Below are 19910 nucleotides of genomic sequence, written 5' to 3' on the forward strand. Positions count from 1 at the left end.
TACTCGAGAGCGATAAAGAGGACGTCTGTCGTTCGCAGGGTACGTCTACTCGCCCTTCTCAATCGGCGCGTTCACGAGATTCCCCCACTCGGTCCACGAGCCGTCGTAGTTGACGGCGTCGTCGTAGCCGAGCAGTTCGTGCAGCGCGAACCACGCGACCGACGAGCGCTCGCCGATGCGGCAGTAGGCGACGGTCGTCTCGTTCCCGTCAATGTCCTCCTCGCCGTAGAGGTCCTCGAGTTCCTCGCGCGTTTTGAAGGTGCCGTCGTCGTTCGTGACGGCGGCCCACGAGATGTTCTTCGCGCCGGGGATGTGACCGCCGCGCTGGGCGGTTTCCTGCAGTCCTGGTGGCGCGAGGATCTCGCCGCTATACTCCTCGGGCGAGCGAACGTCGACGAGTGGCACGCCGCGCTCGATTGCGTTCTCGACGTCCTCACGGTAGGCGCGGATGCTCTCGCGCGGGCCGGCGGCGTCGTACTCGACTGCTGAGAACTCCGGTACCTCGTCCGTGGTCGGATAGTCGTTCTCGAGCCAGTAGCTGCGAGCGCCGTCGAGCAGGTAGACGTCCTCGTGGCCGTAGTACTTGAACTGCCAGTAGGCGTAGGCGGCGAACCAGTTGGCGTTGTCACCGTAGAGGACGACCGTCGAGTCCTCGCTGATGCCGTGGCTTCCGAGCAGGTCCTCGAAGTCCTCCTTCGAGAGGATGTCTCGAGTCGTCTGGTCCTGCAGTTGGGTCTCCCAGTTGAAGCCGATTGCACCGGGTGCGTGTTCCTCCTCGTAGGCTTCCGTGTCGACGTCGACCTCGACGAGTCGAAGGTCGGCGTCGTCATCCTGGAACTCCTCGAGACGGTCCTCGACCCAGTCAGCCGTGACGAGCACGTCGTTGGCGTAGTCTGTTGCCATACCTATTCCTACGGATGCGGTAGTTATAGGGCCTCTCGAAGCGGTTAATGCAGTCGCTGGTCGACCGTCGCGGACACAGTTGCCGGTATCTCGGCTGGGATCGATTCGGCGACTGGCGAGCGCCTGCTCCCGTCAGCCGATTCCAGACGCCCCCCTCATACGACCCGTCATTTGCAACGGGGACCGCAGCAAGAACCAGAGATACTTGCCACAACCTCGGTACCCAGGGGAGTGGTGCCGTGATCGATGCGTTATGAACGCTGGAGTGGCTACCGTCGGCCAATGGACGATTCCTTCGTTGTCTCCCCCGACTGGCTCGCCGCGCATCTCGAGGACGCCGCCGTTCGCGTCGTCGACGTTCGCGACGCCTGGGAGTACGACGGCATCGGGCACGTGCCCGGCGCTGTCAACGTCCCGTTCGACAGCTATCGTGACGAAACCGACGTGGATCGGGGCACGCTGCCGGGAGCCGACGCCTTCGCCGACCTGCTCTCCGACGCCGGGATCAGCCCCGAGGACACCGTCGTTGCCTACGACGACACCCACGGCGTCTTCGCCGCCCGGTTCGTGCTCACCGCCCTCGAGTACGGCCACGACGACGTTCGCCTGCTCGACGGCGACTTCAGCGCCTGGAACCGCGACCACGAAACGACGAGCGACGTGCCTGATGTGCAGTCGACCGGCTACGAAGCCGATCCGCTCGAGCGCGACGACAGCCCGCTCGTCGGCCTCGAGGCGGTCGAGAACGCCCTCGAGCGCGACGCCGTCTTCGTCGATACGCGCGAACAAGATGAGTTCGAGGAGGCCCACCTGCCGGGTGCAGTGCGCTTCGACTGGCGCGAGGTCGTCGACGACGAAACCCGCCGACTGAAGCCCGCGGACGAACTCGAGGCCCTGCTCGCCGAGCACGCCATTACGCCCGACCGCGAGATCGTCCTCTACTGTAACACCGCCCGGCGGATCAGCCACACCTACGTCGTGCTTCGGGCGCTCGGCTACGAGACCGTCGCCTTCTACGAGGGCAGTTTGACGGAGTGGCTGGCAAACGACGGTGAGGTGGTGACGGGCTCGAGCGAGTGACTGGACGGTACCAGTGTTACGTGAATTTATGCGAGACAGAGACGAGGTAGAAGAGGATGATCCCCGAAATGAGTGCGCCGATTACATCCACCATGACGAGATCGAGGAGTAGCCCGATCCCGTAGAACACGTACGCCCACGTCAGCGCAGTTGCGCTCATCTGCAACAACCCGATGATGACGAGCAGGTGAGCAATGTTGAGTCCGAACAAAAAGAGCGCGAGGGTAGCAGCGCCGCCGCCCATTCCGAGTAACTGGAGAATTGGACCGAACGCCAAGAGAAAGCCGAGAATGCCGAGCGCACAGATGATCGTGACGCCAAGCGGGCGGTCCGTCTCGCCTGACGCTGGCGGTGATCGTTTCCTCGAGTGACTCGTTGCGGTTCCTGTTGACGAACGAGACCCTGATTGCATACCCTATCGTTCAAGTAATCAAACAAGTGCTTTGTGACTGGTTGCAGCAGTTTCATATTCTGACACTGCGACGCTCGAGCGCTCATCCCCATAGTTCCGCGATCCGAAGAGTAAACCGCCCGCCTCGCAAACGCCGACCCAATGCCACGCGACTCGTTCCCACGGATCGGACTCGGCACGTACTCTGACGACAACCGCGAGCAGTGGGCCGACAACGTCCAGACCGCCCTCGAGGTCGGCTATCGCCACGTCGACACCGCGCAGGTGTACGAAAACGAGCAGTACGTCGGCGAGGGACTCCGCTCGAGTGCGGTCGACCGCAACGACATCTTCCTCTCGACGAAGACCGTTCACCACAACGTGCCGGCAGAGCCCGCGGACGTACCGGACGCCATCGACGGCTGCCTCGAGCGCCTCGGGGTCGACGCCGTCGACTTGCTGTACGTCCACTGGCCGTCGGGAATCTACGACCACGAGACGGTGCTTCCACACTACAACGACGCCTACGAGGCGGGCAAAACGCGCCGCATCGGGCTCTCGAATTTCACACCCGAACTCCTCGACGAGGCTCGCGAGGTGCTCGAGGCCCCGCTGTTCGCCCATCAGGTCGAGATGCATCCGCTGCTCCCGCAGGAGGAACTGGTGGCCTACGCGCAGGAACACGACCACTGGCTCGTTGCCTACTCGCCGCTGGCGAAAGGCGAGGTGTTCGACGTGCCCGAAATTCAGGACGTCGCCGACAAACACGACGCGACGCCAGCGCAGGTGTCGCTCGCCTGGCTACTCAGTCACGACAACGTCGCCGCGATTCCGAAAGCCAGCAGCCGCGAACACATGCAACAGAATCTCGCTGCGGCCGACCTCGAGTTGGACGACGACGATCTCGAGCGAATCAATTCAATCGACCGCCGGCATCGCGTGATCGACGCCGGTCACGGTCCCTGGAACTGGTAGACTGGGACTGCATCGGTCGATTACGCCACGTCTCGCCAGTCCGGCGCGGTCGAATACGGCCGCGCGGACAGTTCGTCGAACGCCGCGTGAACCACCTCCGACAGCGCGGGGTGGACGTGGACGGGGTCCGCCACGTCGTCGACGGTTCCCGACCCGCTGTCCATCGCGACGACGACCTCCTGAATCAGCGTCGAGGCGTCGGGGCCGGCGATATGGCAGCCCAGAATCTCGCCGTCCGGGCCAGCGAGGACTTTCACGATTCCGTCGTCCGCCCCGCGGATCAGCCCCAGCGGCGCGGCGGTGAACGGGACCGTCGCTGACTCGTATTCCCGACTATCGTCCTCGAGTTCCCCTTCCGTTTTCCCGACGCTCGCGACCTGTGGCGACGTGAAAATTGCGTGGGGCATCGCCCTGTAGTCGACTTCTGTCTCTGCAGCATCGAGGACGTTCGCCGAGACGATTCTCGTCTCGTAGTCTGCCGCGTGTTTGTACGGCTCCTCGCCGACGATATCGCCCAGCGCCCAGACGTCCTCGACAGCCGTCTCGAGTCGGGTATCCGTCTCGACGTGGCCCGACTCGTCCGTTTCGATGCCCGTGTTCTCGAGGGCGAGCGTGTCGGTGTTCGGCTGGCGGCCAGTTGCGAGCAAGAGATCATCCGCCTCGAGATCGACGCTTGCGGGTTCGTCACCGCCGTCATCGCTCTCTTTGTTGGTCGGCTCCGCGGTGACGACCACGCCGCCGCCCTCGCCCGACTCGACTGCGCTGGCCTCGTAGCCGGTGTAGACGTCGCAGTAGCGCTCGAGCGAGTCGGTTACGACGGCGCTGATCTCGTCGTCCTCTCGCGGGACGAGGTGCTCGCTGCGCCCGATTAGCGAGACCTCGGTGCCGAGCGCGCCGAAGACGTAGCCGAGTTCGACCCCGATGTAGCCCCCGCCGACGATGACGAGCGAGTCGGGCTGGGCGGAAAGAAAGAGTGCGTCGTCGCTCGTGAGGAAATCCACGGTCTCGAGCCCGTCGATTGGCGGTACCACGGGTCGGCCTCCGACCGCGAGGACGATTGTTTCGCTCTCGATCTCGAGCCCCTCGACCCCGTCGTCGCGTTCGGTACCGTCGACTGCGACCGCGTCGCGGTCGTCGCCCGGTTCGACCCTGATCGTGTGGTCGTCGGCAAATCTCCCCTCGCCGCGATAGAGCGTGACGTGCGCGTTGTCCTCAAGGCTCCGGGCCTGTCGCTCGGCCTTCTCGTAGACGGTGTCGTGAATCGTGTCGGTGAACGCGCCGTAGTCGACCGACTCGAGGTCGGCGTCGATCCCGAACTCGCCCGCGCGTCGAACCGTCTCGGCCACGTCCGCACGGTGGATGAGCGCCTTCGAGGGGATACAGCCGCGAGTGATACAGGCCCCGCCGAGGGGGCCGGGTTCGATGACGGCCGCCTTGAGGCCCTGCTCGGCCGCTGCGGTCGCTACCTGACTGCCCGAGCCGCCGCCGATGACGACGACATCGTACGCCGTGGTGGTCATGCGAACTGCGTCTACCGTCTGCGGGGTAAAACCGAGACCTGCGATGCCAGCCGCGTCGGCCGCCGGCTACGCGCTCGTGGCGAATTGGTCCGGAATCGCTCGAGCAACGCCCCGGGCGACGAGACTCGAGGCGAGCGAACAGAGCGCGTACCAGGCGAGCCACGCCTGGACGGGGCCGACGACGCGGGCGGTCCAGACGATGTCGCCGAGAATCGGGGCGACCGTCACCAGCGGCGCGGTCGCGCGGGCTGGCGAGGTGACCAGCCACGAGAGATAGATGATGACGGGAACGGTCATGAGCATCGTCCACGCGAGGATTCTGAGGTGATCGGTCAGCAGGAGCGCCTGGCGCTCCAGCAGGGCTTGGCGCTGTGACGTGAGCCGGGTCGCTGTCGTCTCGTCACCTCGCGCTCGAGCGGCGGCGAGCCGCGCTTGCAGTTCGCGACTCCGGTGGCGCAGCCCGCCCATATCGGGCGAGTCGATTCGGTGGCGGACGATCACTGCAGTGATGGTCGTCGCGGCCGCACACAGGAGAACAAGCCCCGGGAACGGGAGGAGCGTCGCAAGCGGCCCGAGCGCGAGATCCAGCGCGGCTCCCAGCGCTGCTCGAGTAGCGCCGATCCAGTAACTCGCAAGCAGTGCGAACGCGCCGACGGCGGCGACGACATCCGCGCGGGACCACCCCTTCGGTTCGGGTGGAACGAACTCGCGTTCCTCGAGCGTCTCGGCGACCGCGGTCGGATTCGCGAAGACGAACCGATCACCGTCGCCGTCGCTTGCTGCCGGAACGAGGACGCCCTGCTCGAGCATTGCACCCCAGTGCCTGCGTTCGATTTCGGCGCTGACATCGTCCCAGGCGATGGTGCCATCACCTTCTTCGGCGGTCCGGAGGACGACCGCCAGGGCCGCCGCACCGTCGTCGTCGGTTGCAACTGCTGTTCCAGCGGCTGTCATGCCGGACGAAATGATGCCGGCAACAGTAGCCGTTACTCGCGGTTACTCGCTGTGAAACAGCCCCACCGATCCCGACAGTCGTGTCCTATAACCAGTCGTCGCCCGTCGTATCCTCGTCCGCTTCCCGGTGGGTGTCGACCGCGGCCGCGAGGTTTTCGACGGCCGTTCGCTCGTCCGGTCCCTGACTCGAGACGCCCGTGATCTCGTCTTCGGCGATGTGGAGGCCGTTTTCGTCCACCCACGTTTCGACGTCTGCGTCCACGAGTTCGTCGTACTCGTCGGGGTCGACTGTCTCGGTCTCGTCTCCGTCGGAACTCATACTCCGCTCTCGGGTCGCGCGGGTGAAATACGCATCGACAGCGTGGGACTAGGCTTAGATTCCGATTACCGGCTGTGGCTCGTACGGCTCCTCGAGATACTCCACGTCCGAGTCGGAGAGGTCGATCTCGAGGGCTTCGACGGCGTCCTCGAGATGCTCGATGCTCGAGGTGCCAACGATTGGCGCGTCGACGTACTCGTTCTGGAACTGCCAGGCGAGGGCGATCTGGGCCATCGTGACGCCCTTGTCGGCTGCCAGTTCCTGAATGCGGGCGTTGATCTCGCGTCCGCCGCCGCGGTCGTACTCCGGGGCCGGGTTGTGGCGATTCTCGGGGTCGCCACGCGTGGTGGACTCGAGGTCGTCGACGGGACGGGTCAGGTAGCCCTGGCCGAGTGGCCCCCATGGGATGACGGCGATGTCGTTTTTATCGCACATCGGCAGCATGTCGCGCTCTTCCTCGCGGTAGGCGAGGTGGTAGTGATTCTGCATCGTCTCGAAAGACGCGAGGCCCTCGCGCTCGCTCGTGCGCAGTCGCTCTGCGAGGTCGTGGGCGTACATCGAACTCGTCCCGACGTGTCTGACTTTCCCGCGGCGGACGGCATCATCCAGTGCGCGAAGGGTGGTTTCCGGCGGCGTGTTCGGATCGACGCGATGGGTCTGATAGAGGTCGATTGTGTCCATACCCAATCGGTCGAGCGAGGCCTCGAGTTCCTGTTCGATGGTCTTTCTCGAGAGGCCTGCGGCGTTCGGGTGGTCGCTGTCGGATGGGAACCGGACTTTCGTCGCGACGACCTGCTCGTCGCGGTCGTAATCGGCGAGTACGTCGCCTAAAATTTCCTCTGACTCGCCACTCGAGTACATATTCGCGGTATCGAAGAAGTTGATCCCGAGGTCGATGGCGCGCTCGATGAGTTCGCGACTCTCCTTGCGGTCTAACATCCACGATTCGCCGCTGCCGAAGCTCATACAGCCGAGACAGATCTTACTGACCTGCATGCCCGTCGAGCCGAGTGTGGTGTATTCCATGGGTGTGTCTCTCACGTATGGTCACGCCGGTCGAACATATACCGCTGGTGTTCCCAGAAGCCGCTCGTCGCCACTGATGGGGGTATAGTAACAACTGAAACTGTGTACACCCAATCGAATCGCTGTCGTGCGATTGGGTGTGCACTGACTTGCAGTGGCTACTATATTACCGAAACGAGTCACAGACTGGTGTCCGGATCTGTCAGTTACCGACTGGGTCCTCTTGGATGATCGCCATCCAAAACCCTTCAATTTCCTGTACGAACCCGATGTAATCTTCCGGCTCGACTGGTTTTTGAACGTAATGATCCGCATCGATGCCATGCGATTTGATGATGTCTTCTCCGGCCGCCGAACTCGTGAGGATGACCACCGGAATGTCAGCTAGTGCTGGCTCATCATTCAGTTCGGTGATGACGTCTGTCCCGTTCGTTCCGGGCACATTCGGCTCGAGCAGGATGAGATCCGGCTTCGGATCGGTCGCATACTCGCCGCGCTGATTAATAAAATCTAGAGCGTCGTCAGCATCGGAGACGGTGTATAGCTGATTTGTGAGCTTTGCGTCTTTGAACGATTCCGTAAAGAGTCGCGTATCGCCGGGGCTTGGTTCGACAAGAAGAATAGTCACGAGCTCATCCCCGTGTTCAACGTCAGAGACCATTGCACCCTCTTTTTCGTAGGTGAATAAAAAGTTGCGGTCAGGTGGATTGATCAGTTCACACCCGCTACTCGAGTCCATGAATACCACTTATCTCGGCGTTGAGTCGGTCTCTGCGATCCGCGGGTAGAAAAAGCCTTTAACGCCGTCGCCTCGTAGGGAGTACAAATGGTACTCGACGATCTCGGCAGTTCGCTACGGGGCACGCTCGACAAGCTCCGTGGCAAGTCCCGGATCAGCGAGGAAGATGTCGAGGAAATCGTCAAGGAGATCCAGCGCTCGCTGATCTCCGCCGACGTCGACATCTCGCTCGTCCAGGAACTCTCAAGCAACATCAAACAGCGCGCACTCGAGGAGGAACCACCCGCCGGGACGCCCGCGCGGGACTTCGTCCTCCGCATCGTCTACGAGGAACTGGTCGATCTCATCGGTGACTCGACGGAACTCCCGCTCGAGGAACAGACCATCCTCCTCGCCGGGCTGCAGGGGTCGGGTAAGACGACCTCCTCGGCCAAGATGGCCTGGTGGTTCTCGACGAAGGGGCTGCGCCCGGCAGTGATCCAGACCGACACCTTCCGACCCGGTGCCTACCAGCAGGCAAAAGAAATGTGCGAACGCGCCGAGGTCGACTTCTACGGCAACCCAGATGCCGAGGACCCAGTCGAAATCGCACGCACGGGACTCGAGGAGACGAGCGACGCGGACGTACACATCGTGGACACGGCCGGTCGCCACGCGCTCGAGGACGACCTGATCGACGAGATCGAGCAGATCGAGGGTGTCGTCGAGCCGGATACGTCCCTGCTCGTCCTGGACGCCGCAATCGGTCAGGGCGCGAAGGATCAGGCTGCTCAGTTCGACGAGTCGATTGGGATCGACGGCGTGGTAATCACGAAACTCGACGGTACTGCGAAGGGTGGTGGTGCCCTGACGGCAGTCGATCAGACCGATTCGTCGATTGCCTTCCTCGGGACCGGTGAGGAAGTACAGGACGTCGAGCGATTCGAGCCTGACGGCTTCATCTCGCGGCTGCTCGGCATGGGTGATCTCGGCCAACTCGCAGAGCGCGTCGAGCGCGCGATGGAGCAGACCGAGATCGAAGAAGAGGACTGGGACCCAGAGGACATGCTCAAGGGCCAGTTCACCCTGAACGACATGCAAAAGCAGATGGAGGCGATGAACAACATGGGGCCGCTCGATCAGGTCATGGACATGATCCCCGGCTTCGGCGGCGGGATCAAAGACCAGTTGCCTGACGATGCGATGGACGTCACCCAGGAACGGATGCACACCTTCAGCGTCATCATGGATTCGATGACCGACGCCGAAAAGGAGTATCCGAAAGCCATCGGCGCGAACCAGATCGAACGCATCGCCCGCGGTTCGGGAACGAGCGAAGAGAAGGTCCGCCAACTGCTCCAGCAGTACAAGATGATGGAAAAGACCATCAAGCAGTTCCAGGGCATGGGCTCCGATCAGGAGATGCAACGCATGATGCAACAGATGCAACAGGGCGGTGGCGGAGGCGGCGGTGGCATGGGCGGCATGGGGCCGTTCGGCTAATCGACCACAACCTCAAATTTTCAGGTATTCCTCGAGTTGTTTTTCACCGAGAGACAGACCTCTCTCCGACCATGATTGTGCTGTTCGCGTGACAGTCCGGTCGTCACGTTAAAGAGAGCCGAGACGAACGCTCGAGTCATGAATCGTCGACAGTGTCTCGCCCGTGGCGGTGCCGGGCTGGGCGTCGTTACACTCGCAGGTTGTCTCGGAACGCTTACTGGGGATGACGAGGGCCACGAAGTCGCGGATCGGACCGGCGAACGGGCGCTCTCTCGAGCCGTCGGCGAACTGAACGACGCCGCACTCGCAATCTACGAGGCGGACCTCGATGCGGCCGACGCCGATGACGTCGAGTTCGACGCCGCTGCACCGCAAGCGCATCTCGAGCAGGCGGCGGACTACCTCGACACCGCCGAGTCCGAACTGGACGGTCGAGACGCCGACCTCGCGGAACTTCGCGCCTACGCCGACGTGCTCGCAGTCGTCGTCGAGACGACCGCCGTTGTCACCGACGGGGCGCTTACTGACGAAATCGAGCAGGTCAGCGCCGCACTCGAGGCCGAGGGCGACGACGACCTCGCAGACGCACAGGAGACGATTGACCAGCGAACGTCGACGCTCGAGGCTGCAGGGGCGGAGTTTGCCGAGGCGACCGCCGAGTTGGCGGCGCTTGAGGAGGATCGTCTTTCGGATCTCGCGGTCATCGCCCTCGAGGAAATCGAGTCCGGCGTCGACGAGTTGGAGTCGGTGCTCGAGGCCCAAACGGCGCTTGCCGCCGGCTACGATGTGTTACTGGGCGGCTACGACCATCTCGAGACTGGCCGCGAGTACGCTGACGACGAGGACCACGAGGCCGCGGCGGCTGCGTTCCGTGAGGCAAAACAGGAGTTCGAGGCCGCAACCGAGACGTTCGAATCGCCAGACGAAGACGCGCCGTCGAATCTGGCTGAGGCCTTTGACACCGCACACTGTCAGAGCCACAATCTGACCGACGCCGCAGCCAACTTTGCGGCGGCAGCCGACGCATCGAAGGAGTACGATCTCAGCACCGCACAACAGCGCCAGTCCGAGGCTGAAGACGCACTCGAGGCTGCTCGAGCGTGTTAGATTGAGCCGTTTGGCAGTCTCCAGACGGCTGTGTACCGGTATCCACTAAACTGACGCTTTGGAAGAAGGGAATCGTTCGGTGTTCCGTGTCGGCGCAGCGCTTACTTCTCAACCGGTCTGCCGTCCTCTGTCGGCGGTGCGATGTGGTCGATATACTCCTCGAGCGTTGGCTCGTCGACGCGGACGCGGACGCTGATCTCCCCGAGTTCGTCGGGTTCGCCGACCGAGAAGTTGATTCGATCCTCGAAGGCCGCTTGTTTCTTGAGCGCGAACGAGAACGTCTGTCCGTCGCGGTTCGCAAAGAACTCGCCGCGGGCTGTATCGAGGATTTCCTGCTGGTGAAGCAACTCCGAGACGTGGTCCAGTGCGTGGGCCTCGGCGCGGATCTCGCCGAACTCCTCGCTGATCTCTGCGTTGGGGAAGATGTTCCCGACAGCGTCGGCGACACGACTCGTTACCTCGGTGTCGTAAATCGGTGCCGTGATCTCTACGTCGACACGGTAAATTTCTGTCATGGGTGTCAGTTGTTCTCGGGCTGCTCGAGTGTCGTCTCGCTCTCGCCATCAGTCGGTCCGTTGCGGATCACGCGCCGCACTCGCTCGTGGAACGCCTCGAGCGAGTCCGTGTTCTCGATGACCACATCCGCGCGATCCATCGCGTCGTCCATCCCGAAGCCGCGTTCGCGCTCGTCGCGGGCCTCGAGCGGTTCGCCGCCGTCGTCCGCGCTCGCATCGCGCCCGCGGTCGTCGATTCGCTCCGCGCGGAGATCGAAGGGGGCTTCGATGCTGACGAGTGTGAAGTACTCGCCGAACGCGTCTTCGAAGGCGTCGAGTTCGGTTCCCGAGCGCAGGCCGTCGACCAGGACGGTCTCGTGGCTCTCGAGTCGGTCCTCGATCATCGGCAGTGATCGCTCGGCGATCGCCGCCGGGCCGTTTTCCTCGCGCAGCGCCTGGGCGACGGTCCCGTGGTCTTTCGTCGGGTCGAGGCCGCGGTCGGCCGTCTCCTGGCGGACGACATCGCCCATCGTCACCACCGGGATTCCGTCCTCGCGTGCGACGGTGGCCGCCTCGCCCTTGCCGCTGCCCGGGAGGCCCACCGTTCCGATGACGTGCATCGACTTGAGGTAACAGTGTTGCGTGCTTAAGGACTGTGGGTTCGCTATCGTGTTCGCGTTCGCACTCGAGGATGGCCGTTCCGGAACGCTATTGCTGGTCGGTTGATACGTTGTGCTCGAGATGGGACTTCGAATCCGGCTTGGGTCGGATGACGACGACGATGACGGCTACGACGAGCCAGCGTGGGCGAGAGACGAGGATGCGGATGACGACGAGACGCTGCGGGAGTGGGCGGTTAGCCCACCCGATCTGGGTGGTCTGTTCGTTCGAGCCGCACTCGTCTGTCTCGTGGTGACTGTGCTGTCGATGCTCGCGCTCGTCGTAGAACTCATCGCGGCGTCTGATGAGTTGTTCGTGGATCAACCGCATCTCGAGGACCCGATCACTGCGTGGGTGTGGCTGTTCGCGCTGACGGGGACTGCGCTCTCGATCACCGGCTACGCCGTCTGGTCGGCCTGGAAACAGCGCCAGCTGAAACGGCAGATTGCAGGTCCCAGCCAGCCGACGCTCGGCGGGGCGCTCAGTAAGTTGAACGCGGACAGCAGCGAGTGCAACGCCTACGAGGAACAGGTGAAAAAGACCGTGATGGCGCTGGTCTTCGCTGTCATCGTCGGGAATCTCCCCGCCCGGATACTGCTTCCGCTCTAGGGCTGCGCGCTCGAGGGCGTGGCGACTGTCGCTGCCGTGTCCTGACCCTGGCCCTCTTTGGCGCTCGAGGGCGAGCGTGTTCGTATGCGCCTGTCCACGACAGTCATCGCCGTCGCCCTCCTGTTGATCGTCATCCCGATTCCGGTGGTGCCGCCGTTCGTCGGGACTGCGATTGGTATTTTGGTGTTACTGCTCGGATTGTTCCTGCGGTTTCTCGGGGTGTGAGTGTCGGCGCTTGTGTGCCGTTCTGAGGCGACAATCCGCACTGTTTATGCCAATCGGTCGTTGAAGTAGTCTCGAGGGCACGTAGCTCAGTCCGGAAAGAGCGTCGGACTTCTATCCTCGCCGCGTTTGCGGTGGGGGAAGACATCCGACGGTCGTGGGTTCAAATCCCATCGTGCCCGTGAAGCCGCCGAGTACTACGAGGCGTGCTGAACGCAGCACGCAGGGGATTTGAATCAGGGAGCTGCTTGCTGCGACCGTGGTTCAAATCCCATCGTGCCCGAACCGTTGTGAACGGGTTTCACCGTTTATTGGAGACTGGCCTCGAGCGTACGTCTATTCTGCTTTTACCAAGAAGCACCGTAATCTGTTTGAGAACTTCAGGTGTTGATTTGTACTCGAGGGCGGGGTTGCTGGGTCAATCTCGCTACCCCGCTGCGAGGCCGGTTCAATCTGGGAAAATGCTCCTTCCCGGGTGTCCTAAGGAAACAAAGCCGAGAAATACATCGCCCCGCTCCACCTTCGTATTCAACTTTCCAGTTGAATCATATGAAATATAGGAAAAACATCACTATGTGGCTTACAGCAATAAAATAGTGCGGGTTATTTTCCCACTTTAAAATTTGAGTTAATACTGCTATTCTACCCTGTCGTCAATCAAATACCTCAATTCATCCAGTTTATTTTCAATTTGGAATAGCTTTCTATTAGGGAGACTCTCTTCAAACTGTTCCCAGTCATATCTGTCTACCACTATGTTCGCGATCTCTTCACTATAAAATTTACTAGTCATATATCCATTATAGTCTTGCTCTGGATATGCAAATTCTGTAGACATTTGGATTGACCCAGTAATTGTTCTCTTTGACCCATCGACTCTCTCATGTGGGTTTCCTGTATTTGATTTAGATTCAGGATGCTCTTCAGGTAACCCTGTTTGGCTACTATGCCAGTTTATCTTTAGTACAATCTCGAACTCATTTTCCAAATATATATTTATTTCTGATATATCTTCGGAGACCTCCACTTCCCCACCTTTTGGAATAAACAAGCCAGTCTTATCTTGGTCTGTGAAATATAGATCTTCATTTAATTCAGACAAGCATTCCTCAAAGTCAAATCCGATTTCATCAAGTAGTACCTCATCTTTTATTTTCAATGTACTCAGGTCATAGCTCTCAAACTCATATCCTTTGTTTATATCTATATCACTTACCTTTTCATTAATTGATTTCTGCATTTGATCATGGGATCGAATATTCAATCTATGTAGTATGGATATAATCAAAGCTCTTCGGAATAATGCATGATACATAGTATAGCCGCTTTCCGGATCATCCAGAACTTTTGCTATCTCTTCACTGAAGTTAGAAAGATAGTCATATAAATCGTTCATTCTTAGGAAATATATCGGAGTTGGCGAAACGCTCAACGGTTCATAATCGTGAGTATGGAAATATTTAACAAGAGATGAAGTTTCAAGTTCTAAGTCAGGGTTTTCGTGGAAAAGCGAGACTAACTCTCCGTCAGTAACCAAGCGGGTTGAGTCGCCCGATCTTATCCTATATTCTCTTTTCCTAATATTTCCATCTGAGCGCTCAGTGACAGCAATTGGTGGAGAATTTGCCCTTTGTAAGACATTTAACACTAACACACATCCCGCAGATAAATCATTGCTTTGATTTGAATAGAAATTATGAGAAAAATCCACTGTTGGACTACACCTAGCATTCGCTATTTCAGAGATTGTGCTGAGACATTCACTTTCGATTAAATTGACGCCTTCAGGTTCTCTATCGTCGTCTACGCCAAATATGATTTTTCCACCGCGATGGTTCGCAAAGCCAGCAAGATGTTTTGCTATCTTATATCTATTTTCCCCATCAGGATTCGTCAGCAATTCTGAACTTTTGAAGTCTACTTTATCATTCTCATCATGCTGCAGCAAATCCCACAACTTTTCATTGTTTATGAGTACCGACATATTGGTGTATTCGTAAGGTCAATACAAAAACATTAGGATGATTGTGTTATAAACCCCATTCTCCAGTATCTGGGTTCTCGGTGTCGGATGTTGGCAAAACACGTTTCTCGAATATATACTCTTGTACCCGGTGCTCTCATCCAACCCACTAGCTATTCTGGGACTGCTGTTTTTATACAGAAGAAAGCATATATGTAATCCGTCTTTGATGAACATATGTTACGTCGCCAGTTTTTCACAACGGCAACTCTCTGCGGGATTGTTGGAACAGTCGGCTGTCTAAGCGGGAACAATGGTGACGAAACCACTGACACCAACGACAGCGATTCGGAATCTGATCAAGAAACTGACGACGAGGATGACGAACCCGAACACTGTGAGATTGCGTCCAGAGACGAACAGGGAACTGCCGATCCAATCGAGGAATCAGCCACCGTCGACGCGGATGAAGTCGATTCAGCAGCGTGTGGAACGAAAAGTGCTGAAGCCGCACTTACGGAATTAGACGACCAACTCGAGATCAGCATTGCGGGCGAACCCTGGGTTGATCCGCAGTTTATGCAACGGGATGGCGAGGAACTCGCGGTGGTTTCTGTGTCGACAGTTGGCTCTGGTGGTGAGAAAACGATCTGTCCAGATCCAGACTGGGATTTTGATAAGGCGCTTGCGGTGTTGCCTCGAAAAGTCACGCTCAATGTATCTACTGCTACTGAGACCAGCGAGTGTACGTTTGAGACGAGGCTGCAACAACAGGAACTGTGGGAGGGCTAACGAGAGTCTCGTTTCTGAGTGCCTATCAAGCACACCTCCCTGACAGCAGATACTGTTTTCTCCCTGCCCGTGAACCGTAGATATAAGTCACAACATGACAATAAAACAACCGGAAGCCAAACCGGGCATGAGTGAAATGCCCCGGGTGTTAGAGGCACCCGAGACGGCTTCCAAAACCCGCTCCGGGTTTTGCAAGCATGATTCCGTTCATTCTACCGGGACATAAACATCCCGCACGACAGTTGAATCGCTCCCCTCGAGAGAGCCATCCACACCCAGCGGCAACAGCCGATGGCCGCTGATCGCGATGGGGAACCGGACTGTGGCACAAATGTAGACGCCGACGGCGGAACAGACTCGGACGCCGGTGAGAGAACTGACTCGAGGCCCGACACGGACACAGACTCCGACACGGACGCAGACGACTCCAACACGGACGCCAACCCAGACACGGACACCAACCCAGACTCGAGTCAATCCCAACCGCTCTCGAGGACGCCCTCGAGTTGCCCCTGCCCGGCCTGTGACGGCCGCATTGCGGGCGTGACGGTTCTCGGGCCGACAACGGCGTTCGCCCGCCCCTGTGGCTGTCGGGTGGCACCGGAGGTGTTGCACCAACTCGACGAGGACTGAACCCACGGCAAACGGGGACGCACTCGAGTCTGCGACACACAACCCCGGAACCCTTTTACAGCAGACAGCCGTATCCGTGTGCAACGATGGGACTGGGCTCGGATATGTACCGACAGCAGATCCTCGACCACTACAAAAACCCGCGTAACTACGGGCAACTCGAGGAGCCGACGTTTACCCACATCGGCGAGAATCCAATGTGCGGCGACGAGATCCGCATGGATGTCACACTCGCCGACGAGGACGACGGCGAGACACAGACAATCGAGCGCGTCGCCTTCTCCGGCGACGGCTGTGCGATCAGCCAGGCCTCCGCGAGCATGCTCTCGACGAAATTGCAGGGGAAAACGCTCGAGGAACTGCTCGAGATGGATCGCGACGATATCATCGACATGCTCGGTGTCGACATCTCCCCAATGCGAGTCAAGTGTGCGGTGCTCGCCGAGAAGGTCGCCCAAGATGGCGCAGAGATCTATCAGGGCGAACTCGACGTGGAGAAGACGACGACTGAAGACTAACGGCTTGTTCTCGAGTCGTCATCTGTTCTCACTGATTAGCACTGATCCGACGTATCGTACTGTCGTCTACTCGCTGTGTCTGCGGCGTACGAACCAATCAGTAACAGCTGGTTCCTATAGACGATTATCCGACGACGCCATGCGTAGTGAGCACCGTGGTGAGTGCGGCTCCGAGTCCGACGCTGACCGTGATCCGCAAAGCGGCTGTCCGGGACAGTGGCGTCACTCCGTACAGGAGCAATCCAATGGGAACCGATGCTAGCGCAGCGGCAATCCAGTCAGGAAGCGCGGCGAACAGATCGAGCCGGAAATAGAGCACAGTGAGTCCAAGCCCGGCGAGAACGGCTCCGATACGAGTCCACTGCCACTCGGTCCACGTCGCTAACTCGAGCCCACGTTCCTCACCGAGAAAATCACGCTTAGAAACCATCGCTCGAGTATCGTCTATCAGTCCATTTATGTTTTTCGTGTGTTATCTAGACACCGATCTACTACATCAACTTGCACCAACGCTGATCGCAGTCTTCCCACGAATTTCCGACTGCAAAACAAAAATCGAATGGAGAGCGGTTACTGCGGTTACTGGTGCCGTCGACTATTCGGGCTTCAGACCGCCGTCCTGGACGCGCATGACAGCCTCGCCGTCGGCGAGGTTCGGTGCGTCGACGAGGCGGACGATCCGCTTGTCGCCTTTGGACTTGCGCAGGTACATTCGGAACGTCGACTTGTGGCCGAGGATGTTCCCGCCAATTGGCTGCGTTGGGTCGCCGAAGTACGAGTCGGGGTTCGACGCGACCTGATTCGTCACGATAACGGCGGCGTTGTAGAGGTTGCCGACCTTATCGAGATCGTGAAGGTGCTTGTTGAGTTTCTGCTGTCGGTCCGCGAGTTGGCCACGACCGACGTACTCCGCGCGGAAGTGCGCGGTCAGCGAGTCGACCGCGAGCAGGCGAATCGGGTACTCGCTTTCTTCGTGTTCGCTTGCCAGTTCCTGTGCCTTCTCAGCGAGCAGCATCTGGTGGTTTGAGTTGAACGCCTTTGCGACGTGGATCTTATCGAGGATATCGTCGACGAGTTCGTCGACCGCTGCTTCGTCGCCAGCCGAGCCTTCGATTTCGCGGTCCTCGAGCGTGGCGTCAATTACGTCGTCAGGCAGCCCACGGACCATGTCGTCGATTCGCTCTGGGCGGAACGTGTCCTCGCTGTCGATGAACATCGAACTGCCGTGGAGGCCGCCGACTTCCTTGGGTAACTGGACGTTGACGGCCATCTGGTGGGTGACCTGGGACTTCCCGGAGCCGAACTCACCGTACACTTCGGTGATCGACTGGGTTTCGATGCCGCCACCAAGCAGGTCGTCGACCTCGTCGATCTGCCAGGAGAGCTTGCCGATTTCGTTTCGCCGCTCGAGCACGGTCGAACCGGTTTCGAAGCCACCGATGTCGGCGGCGTCACGGGCGGCGCGAACGATATCTGCAGCGGTCGATTCGCCAACATCGGCTGTGTTCGACAGTTCGGAGGGTGAGGCAACGGCGAGGCTCTGGAAGGATTCAAAGCCTGCTTCCTGCAGTTTTTCGGCGGTTGCTGGGCCAACTCCGGGGAGTGTCTCGAGGTCTGCGTCAGGCATACTTCTCCGTTGTGGTGGCCACCCCATAAAGCCTCGTTAACAGGGGAGTGAAAGTGAAACTCGAGTCCGACATGCGACTTTCCTGGATCCAGAGCGGGCCGCTTTCGGCTGGTTTCTCATTGAGTCGCAGTTACTGGTTGTTGGAATTGATCGAGAAGTTGGCCTGTGAATATAACAATTTATTACACTGTGAGTCAATCACACTCTATGCGAGTCTGGAGGGGGGTTGGCGTTCTGATCGCTGTTGTCGTGCTTGCGGGCTGTGCGGGCGGTTTCGTCCCGGACGGGTCGGTATCCGACGACGAATTGTCGGACCCGACCGCTGACGACTACGCCTTTAGTGACGTCAGCGAGACCGTCGGCCTCGAGTACGAGTCGATCAGCATTGGGGCAATCAACGGGAACGACGGCGTCTATACGACCGACTACACGAACTCACTCGAGACGGACGTCCTCGCAATCGGGGGCGGCGGGCCGGTTTTATTCGAGAATCGCGGCGGTGAGTTCGAGCGCGCTGACGCATTGCCGCCGATCAACGGCACGGTTCAGGGCGCGCTCTTTTTCGATCATGACAACGACGGCTGGGAGGACCTCCTGCTTTTGCGCCGGGGCAACACACCAATTTTCCTCGAGAACGATGAGGGGACGTTCCACGAGCGCGACGTGGGCTTCGACGAGTCGTTCGTCGTTCCAACGTCGGCGAGCGCGGCGGACGTGACCGGAAACGGCTGCGCGGACGTGTTCATCGTCGATTACAACGACTGGCTCGACGAGCAGCCGATGGGGTGGCACCACTACCTCAACCTCACCGCACCGGAGGACAACGGCCAGCCAAACGCGCTCTATACGAGCGACTGCACGGAGTTCGAGCGTGCGACGGACGCCGGAATCGAGGGTGATGGCGACCACTGGAGCATGGCCACGAGTATCGTCGATCTGACGGGTAATGGCCACCCCGATATCCACGTTGCAAACGACTTTTTCGAAGACGAGTTGCTCACCAATCAGGGCGATGGGACGTTCGAGCACGCCTATCTCGGCGAGGCCACGGACCGAAACGGCATGTCCTCGCGCGCGGTCGATGTTACAGGCGACGGGCACCTCGAGATTTTCGTGACGAACATCCACTTCCCGCGGGATCGGTGGGCTGACCTGCCGGATACGCAGCGCCAACTCTTCGTCGACTTCATGAACTCGAGAATCGGTGATCGAAACCAGGGCAATAACCTCCTCGTCTGGACTGGCGACGGGTTCGAGGATCAGGGGGCTGCCCGCGGACTCAACGAGAGCGGCTGGGGTTGGAGCGGCGCACTCGAGGATTTCGACAGCGACGGACGCATAGATATCTTCCACACGACGCAGTTCGAAGCCCGCTTCGAGGGTGGTGAGCCGACGTTCGTCGAACCAATGTTGTTCGCACAGGGCGACGGCGAGTTCCACCGACTCAACGCGAGCGAGGTCGGTCTCGAGGAACTGGACGAACGGGGAGCGAGCGCGCTGGATTACGACACCAGCGGGTCGATGGACGTCGCCGTTGCCGGAAACAACGCTCGATACCGGCTCTACAGCAATGACGCACCACAGGGCAACAGCCTGCAGGTGGTCGTCGGCGGCGCGAGCGACCTCGAGTACACGACACTTGGGACGACGGTCGAAGCGACTGCTGATGGCGAGACGCAGTATCGCGTTCGAAACGCGAAGGCCGATTACCAGTCACAGGACACGCGAACGCTCCACTTTGGTGTCGGCGACGCAACCGCTGTGGACGAACTCCACGTCACCTGGCCCGACGGCACCGAGCGGACGTTCGATGATGTCGACACGGGGCAGCGACTCCTCGTAACGCCTGATGGAATCGAGACGCAGCGATCATACACGGCCGACCAGCAATGACTG

22 protein-coding genes and 1 tRNA gene are annotated in these 19910 nt (G+C 59.7%); 11 read left to right on the plus strand and 12 right to left on the minus strand.

What is annotated here, in order from left to right; genetic code table 11:
- Positions 1-45: 45 nt before the first annotated feature.
- On the minus strand, positions 46-903 hold the full coding sequence (locus tag B2G88_RS14065) for a sulfurtransferase (RefSeq protein WP_054864048.1): 858 nt from the start codon (positions 901-903) through the stop codon (positions 46-48).
- Positions 904-1185: 282 nt separating this feature from the next.
- On the opposite strand from B2G88_RS14065, the gene B2G88_RS14070 reads away from it, so the two are divergent.
- On the plus strand, positions 1186-1983 hold the full coding sequence (locus tag B2G88_RS14070; RefSeq protein ID WP_054864047.1) for a sulfurtransferase: 798 nt from the start codon (positions 1186-1188) through the stop codon (positions 1981-1983).
- 16 nt (positions 1984-1999) lie between these two features.
- Here B2G88_RS14070 and B2G88_RS14075 read toward each other — a convergent pair whose 3' ends face one another.
- Positions 2000-2395 (minus strand): hypothetical protein, encoded by a 396-nt coding sequence (locus tag B2G88_RS14075; protein ID WP_054864046.1) that lies wholly within the window; start codon positions 2393-2395, stop codon positions 2000-2002.
- 141 nt (positions 2396-2536) lie between these two features.
- On the opposite strand from B2G88_RS14075, the gene B2G88_RS14080 reads away from it, so the two are divergent.
- A complete protein-coding gene (locus B2G88_RS14080) occupies positions 2537-3349 on the plus strand; it encodes an aldo/keto reductase (RefSeq protein WP_054864045.1) in 813 nt (270 codons plus the stop codon).
- Positions 3350-3369: 20 nt separating this feature from the next.
- On the opposite strand, the gene B2G88_RS14085 is transcribed toward B2G88_RS14080, so the two are convergent.
- From B2G88_RS14085 to B2G88_RS14105, 5 genes are all read right to left on the minus strand, one after another.
- Entirely contained in the window at positions 3370-4869 is a 1500-nt protein-coding gene (locus B2G88_RS14085) for a dihydrolipoyl dehydrogenase (RefSeq protein ID WP_087715118.1), read from the minus strand.
- 66 nt (positions 4870-4935) lie between these two features.
- A complete protein-coding gene (locus B2G88_RS14090) occupies positions 4936-5823 on the minus strand; it encodes a DUF106 domain-containing protein (RefSeq protein WP_087715119.1) in 888 nt (295 codons plus the stop codon).
- Between the two features lie 85 nt (positions 5824-5908).
- Positions 5909-6142 (minus strand): type II toxin-antitoxin system HicB family antitoxin, encoded by a 234-nt coding sequence (locus B2G88_RS14095; RefSeq protein ID WP_054863828.1) that lies wholly within the window; start codon positions 6140-6142, stop codon positions 5909-5911.
- Positions 6143-6196: 54 nt separating this feature from the next.
- Complete coding sequence (locus tag B2G88_RS14100) at positions 6197-7168, minus strand: aldo/keto reductase (protein ID WP_087715120.1); 972 nt, start codon at positions 7166-7168, stop codon at positions 6197-6199.
- A 202-nt stretch (positions 7169-7370) separates the two neighbouring features.
- The gene (locus B2G88_RS14105; protein ID WP_087715366.1) at positions 7371-7829 is read right to left on the minus strand and encodes a response regulator; all 459 of its coding nucleotides are present in this window, start codon (positions 7827-7829) and stop codon (positions 7371-7373) included.
- A 165-nt stretch (positions 7830-7994) separates the two neighbouring features.
- Between B2G88_RS14105 and B2G88_RS14110 the strand changes: the two genes are divergently transcribed.
- Both B2G88_RS14110 and B2G88_RS14115 read left to right on the plus strand, forming a co-directional pair.
- Positions 7995-9389, plus strand: a complete 1395-nt coding sequence (locus tag B2G88_RS14110; RefSeq protein ID WP_087715121.1) for a signal recognition particle protein Srp54 — start codon at positions 7995-7997, stop codon at positions 9387-9389.
- A 138-nt stretch (positions 9390-9527) separates the two neighbouring features.
- Entirely contained in the window at positions 9528-10496 is a 969-nt protein-coding gene (locus tag B2G88_RS14115) for a hypothetical protein (RefSeq protein WP_087715122.1), read from the plus strand.
- A 101-nt stretch (positions 10497-10597) separates the two neighbouring features.
- Here B2G88_RS14115 and B2G88_RS14120 read toward each other — a convergent pair whose 3' ends face one another.
- Positions 10598-11011 (minus strand): RNA-binding domain-containing protein, encoded by a 414-nt coding sequence (locus tag B2G88_RS14120; protein WP_054863824.1) that lies wholly within the window; start codon positions 11009-11011, stop codon positions 10598-10600.
- Between the two features lie 5 nt (positions 11012-11016).
- Positions 11017-11610: an AAA family ATPase gene (locus B2G88_RS14125; protein ID WP_054863823.1), complete on the minus strand. Its 594-nt coding sequence runs from the start codon at positions 11608-11610 to the stop codon at positions 11017-11019.
- A 121-nt stretch (positions 11611-11731) separates the two neighbouring features.
- Here B2G88_RS14125 and B2G88_RS14130 point away from each other — a divergent pair, with 121 nt between their 5' ends.
- From B2G88_RS14130 to B2G88_RS14135, 3 genes are all read left to right on the plus strand, one after another.
- Positions 11732-12259, plus strand: a complete 528-nt coding sequence (locus B2G88_RS14130) for a hypothetical protein (RefSeq protein WP_054863822.1) — start codon at positions 11732-11734, stop codon at positions 12257-12259.
- An 84-nt stretch (positions 12260-12343) separates the two neighbouring features.
- A complete protein-coding gene (locus B2G88_RS19660) occupies positions 12344-12484 on the plus strand; it encodes a hypothetical protein (protein WP_176393250.1) in 141 nt (46 codons plus the stop codon).
- 75 nt (positions 12485-12559) lie between these two features.
- Positions 12560-12663: transfer RNA gene (locus B2G88_RS14135), tRNA-Arg, on the plus strand.
- Between the two features lie 455 nt (positions 12664-13118).
- On the opposite strand, the gene B2G88_RS14140 is transcribed toward B2G88_RS14135, so the two are convergent.
- Positions 13119-14465: an AlbA family DNA-binding domain-containing protein gene (locus B2G88_RS14140; RefSeq protein ID WP_087715124.1), complete on the minus strand. Its 1347-nt coding sequence runs from the start codon at positions 14463-14465 to the stop codon at positions 13119-13121.
- Between the two features lie 216 nt (positions 14466-14681).
- On the opposite strand from B2G88_RS14140, the gene B2G88_RS14145 reads away from it, so the two are divergent.
- The 3 genes from B2G88_RS14145 to B2G88_RS14155 all read left to right on the plus strand — a co-directional run bounded on the left by B2G88_RS14145 (position 14682) and on the right by B2G88_RS14155 (position 16387).
- Positions 14682-15236, plus strand: coding sequence for a hypothetical protein (locus B2G88_RS14145; RefSeq protein ID WP_054863820.1), 555 nt, complete (start codon positions 14682-14684; stop codon positions 15234-15236).
- 291 nt (positions 15237-15527) lie between these two features.
- A complete protein-coding gene (locus B2G88_RS19665) occupies positions 15528-15869 on the plus strand; it encodes a hypothetical protein (RefSeq protein WP_054863819.1) in 342 nt (113 codons plus the stop codon).
- Positions 15870-15955: 86 nt separating this feature from the next.
- On the plus strand, positions 15956-16387 hold the full coding sequence (locus tag B2G88_RS14155; RefSeq protein ID WP_054863818.1) for an iron-sulfur cluster assembly scaffold protein: 432 nt from the start codon (positions 15956-15958) through the stop codon (positions 16385-16387).
- A gap of 124 nt (positions 16388-16511) precedes the next feature.
- On the opposite strand, the gene B2G88_RS14160 is transcribed toward B2G88_RS14155, so the two are convergent.
- Positions 16512-16817, minus strand: coding sequence for a hypothetical protein (locus B2G88_RS14160; RefSeq protein ID WP_054863817.1), 306 nt, complete (start codon positions 16815-16817; stop codon positions 16512-16514).
- A 165-nt stretch (positions 16818-16982) separates the two neighbouring features.
- Positions 16983-18014 (minus strand): DNA repair and recombination protein RadA, encoded by a 1032-nt coding sequence (gene radA, locus B2G88_RS14165; protein WP_054863816.1) that lies wholly within the window; start codon positions 18012-18014, stop codon positions 16983-16985.
- Positions 18015-18221: 207 nt separating this feature from the next.
- Between radA and B2G88_RS14170 the strand changes: the two genes are divergently transcribed.
- Entirely contained in the window at positions 18222-19907 is a 1686-nt protein-coding gene (locus B2G88_RS14170) for a CRTAC1 family protein (protein ID WP_087715125.1), read from the plus strand.
- The last annotated feature ends 3 nt before the right edge of the window (positions 19908-19910 follow it).

The sequence above is a fragment of the Natronolimnobius baerhuensis genome (assembly GCF_002177135.1).
In the GTDB taxonomy this organism is placed as follows: domain Archaea; phylum Halobacteriota; class Halobacteria; order Halobacteriales; family Natrialbaceae; genus Natronolimnobius; species Natronolimnobius baerhuensis.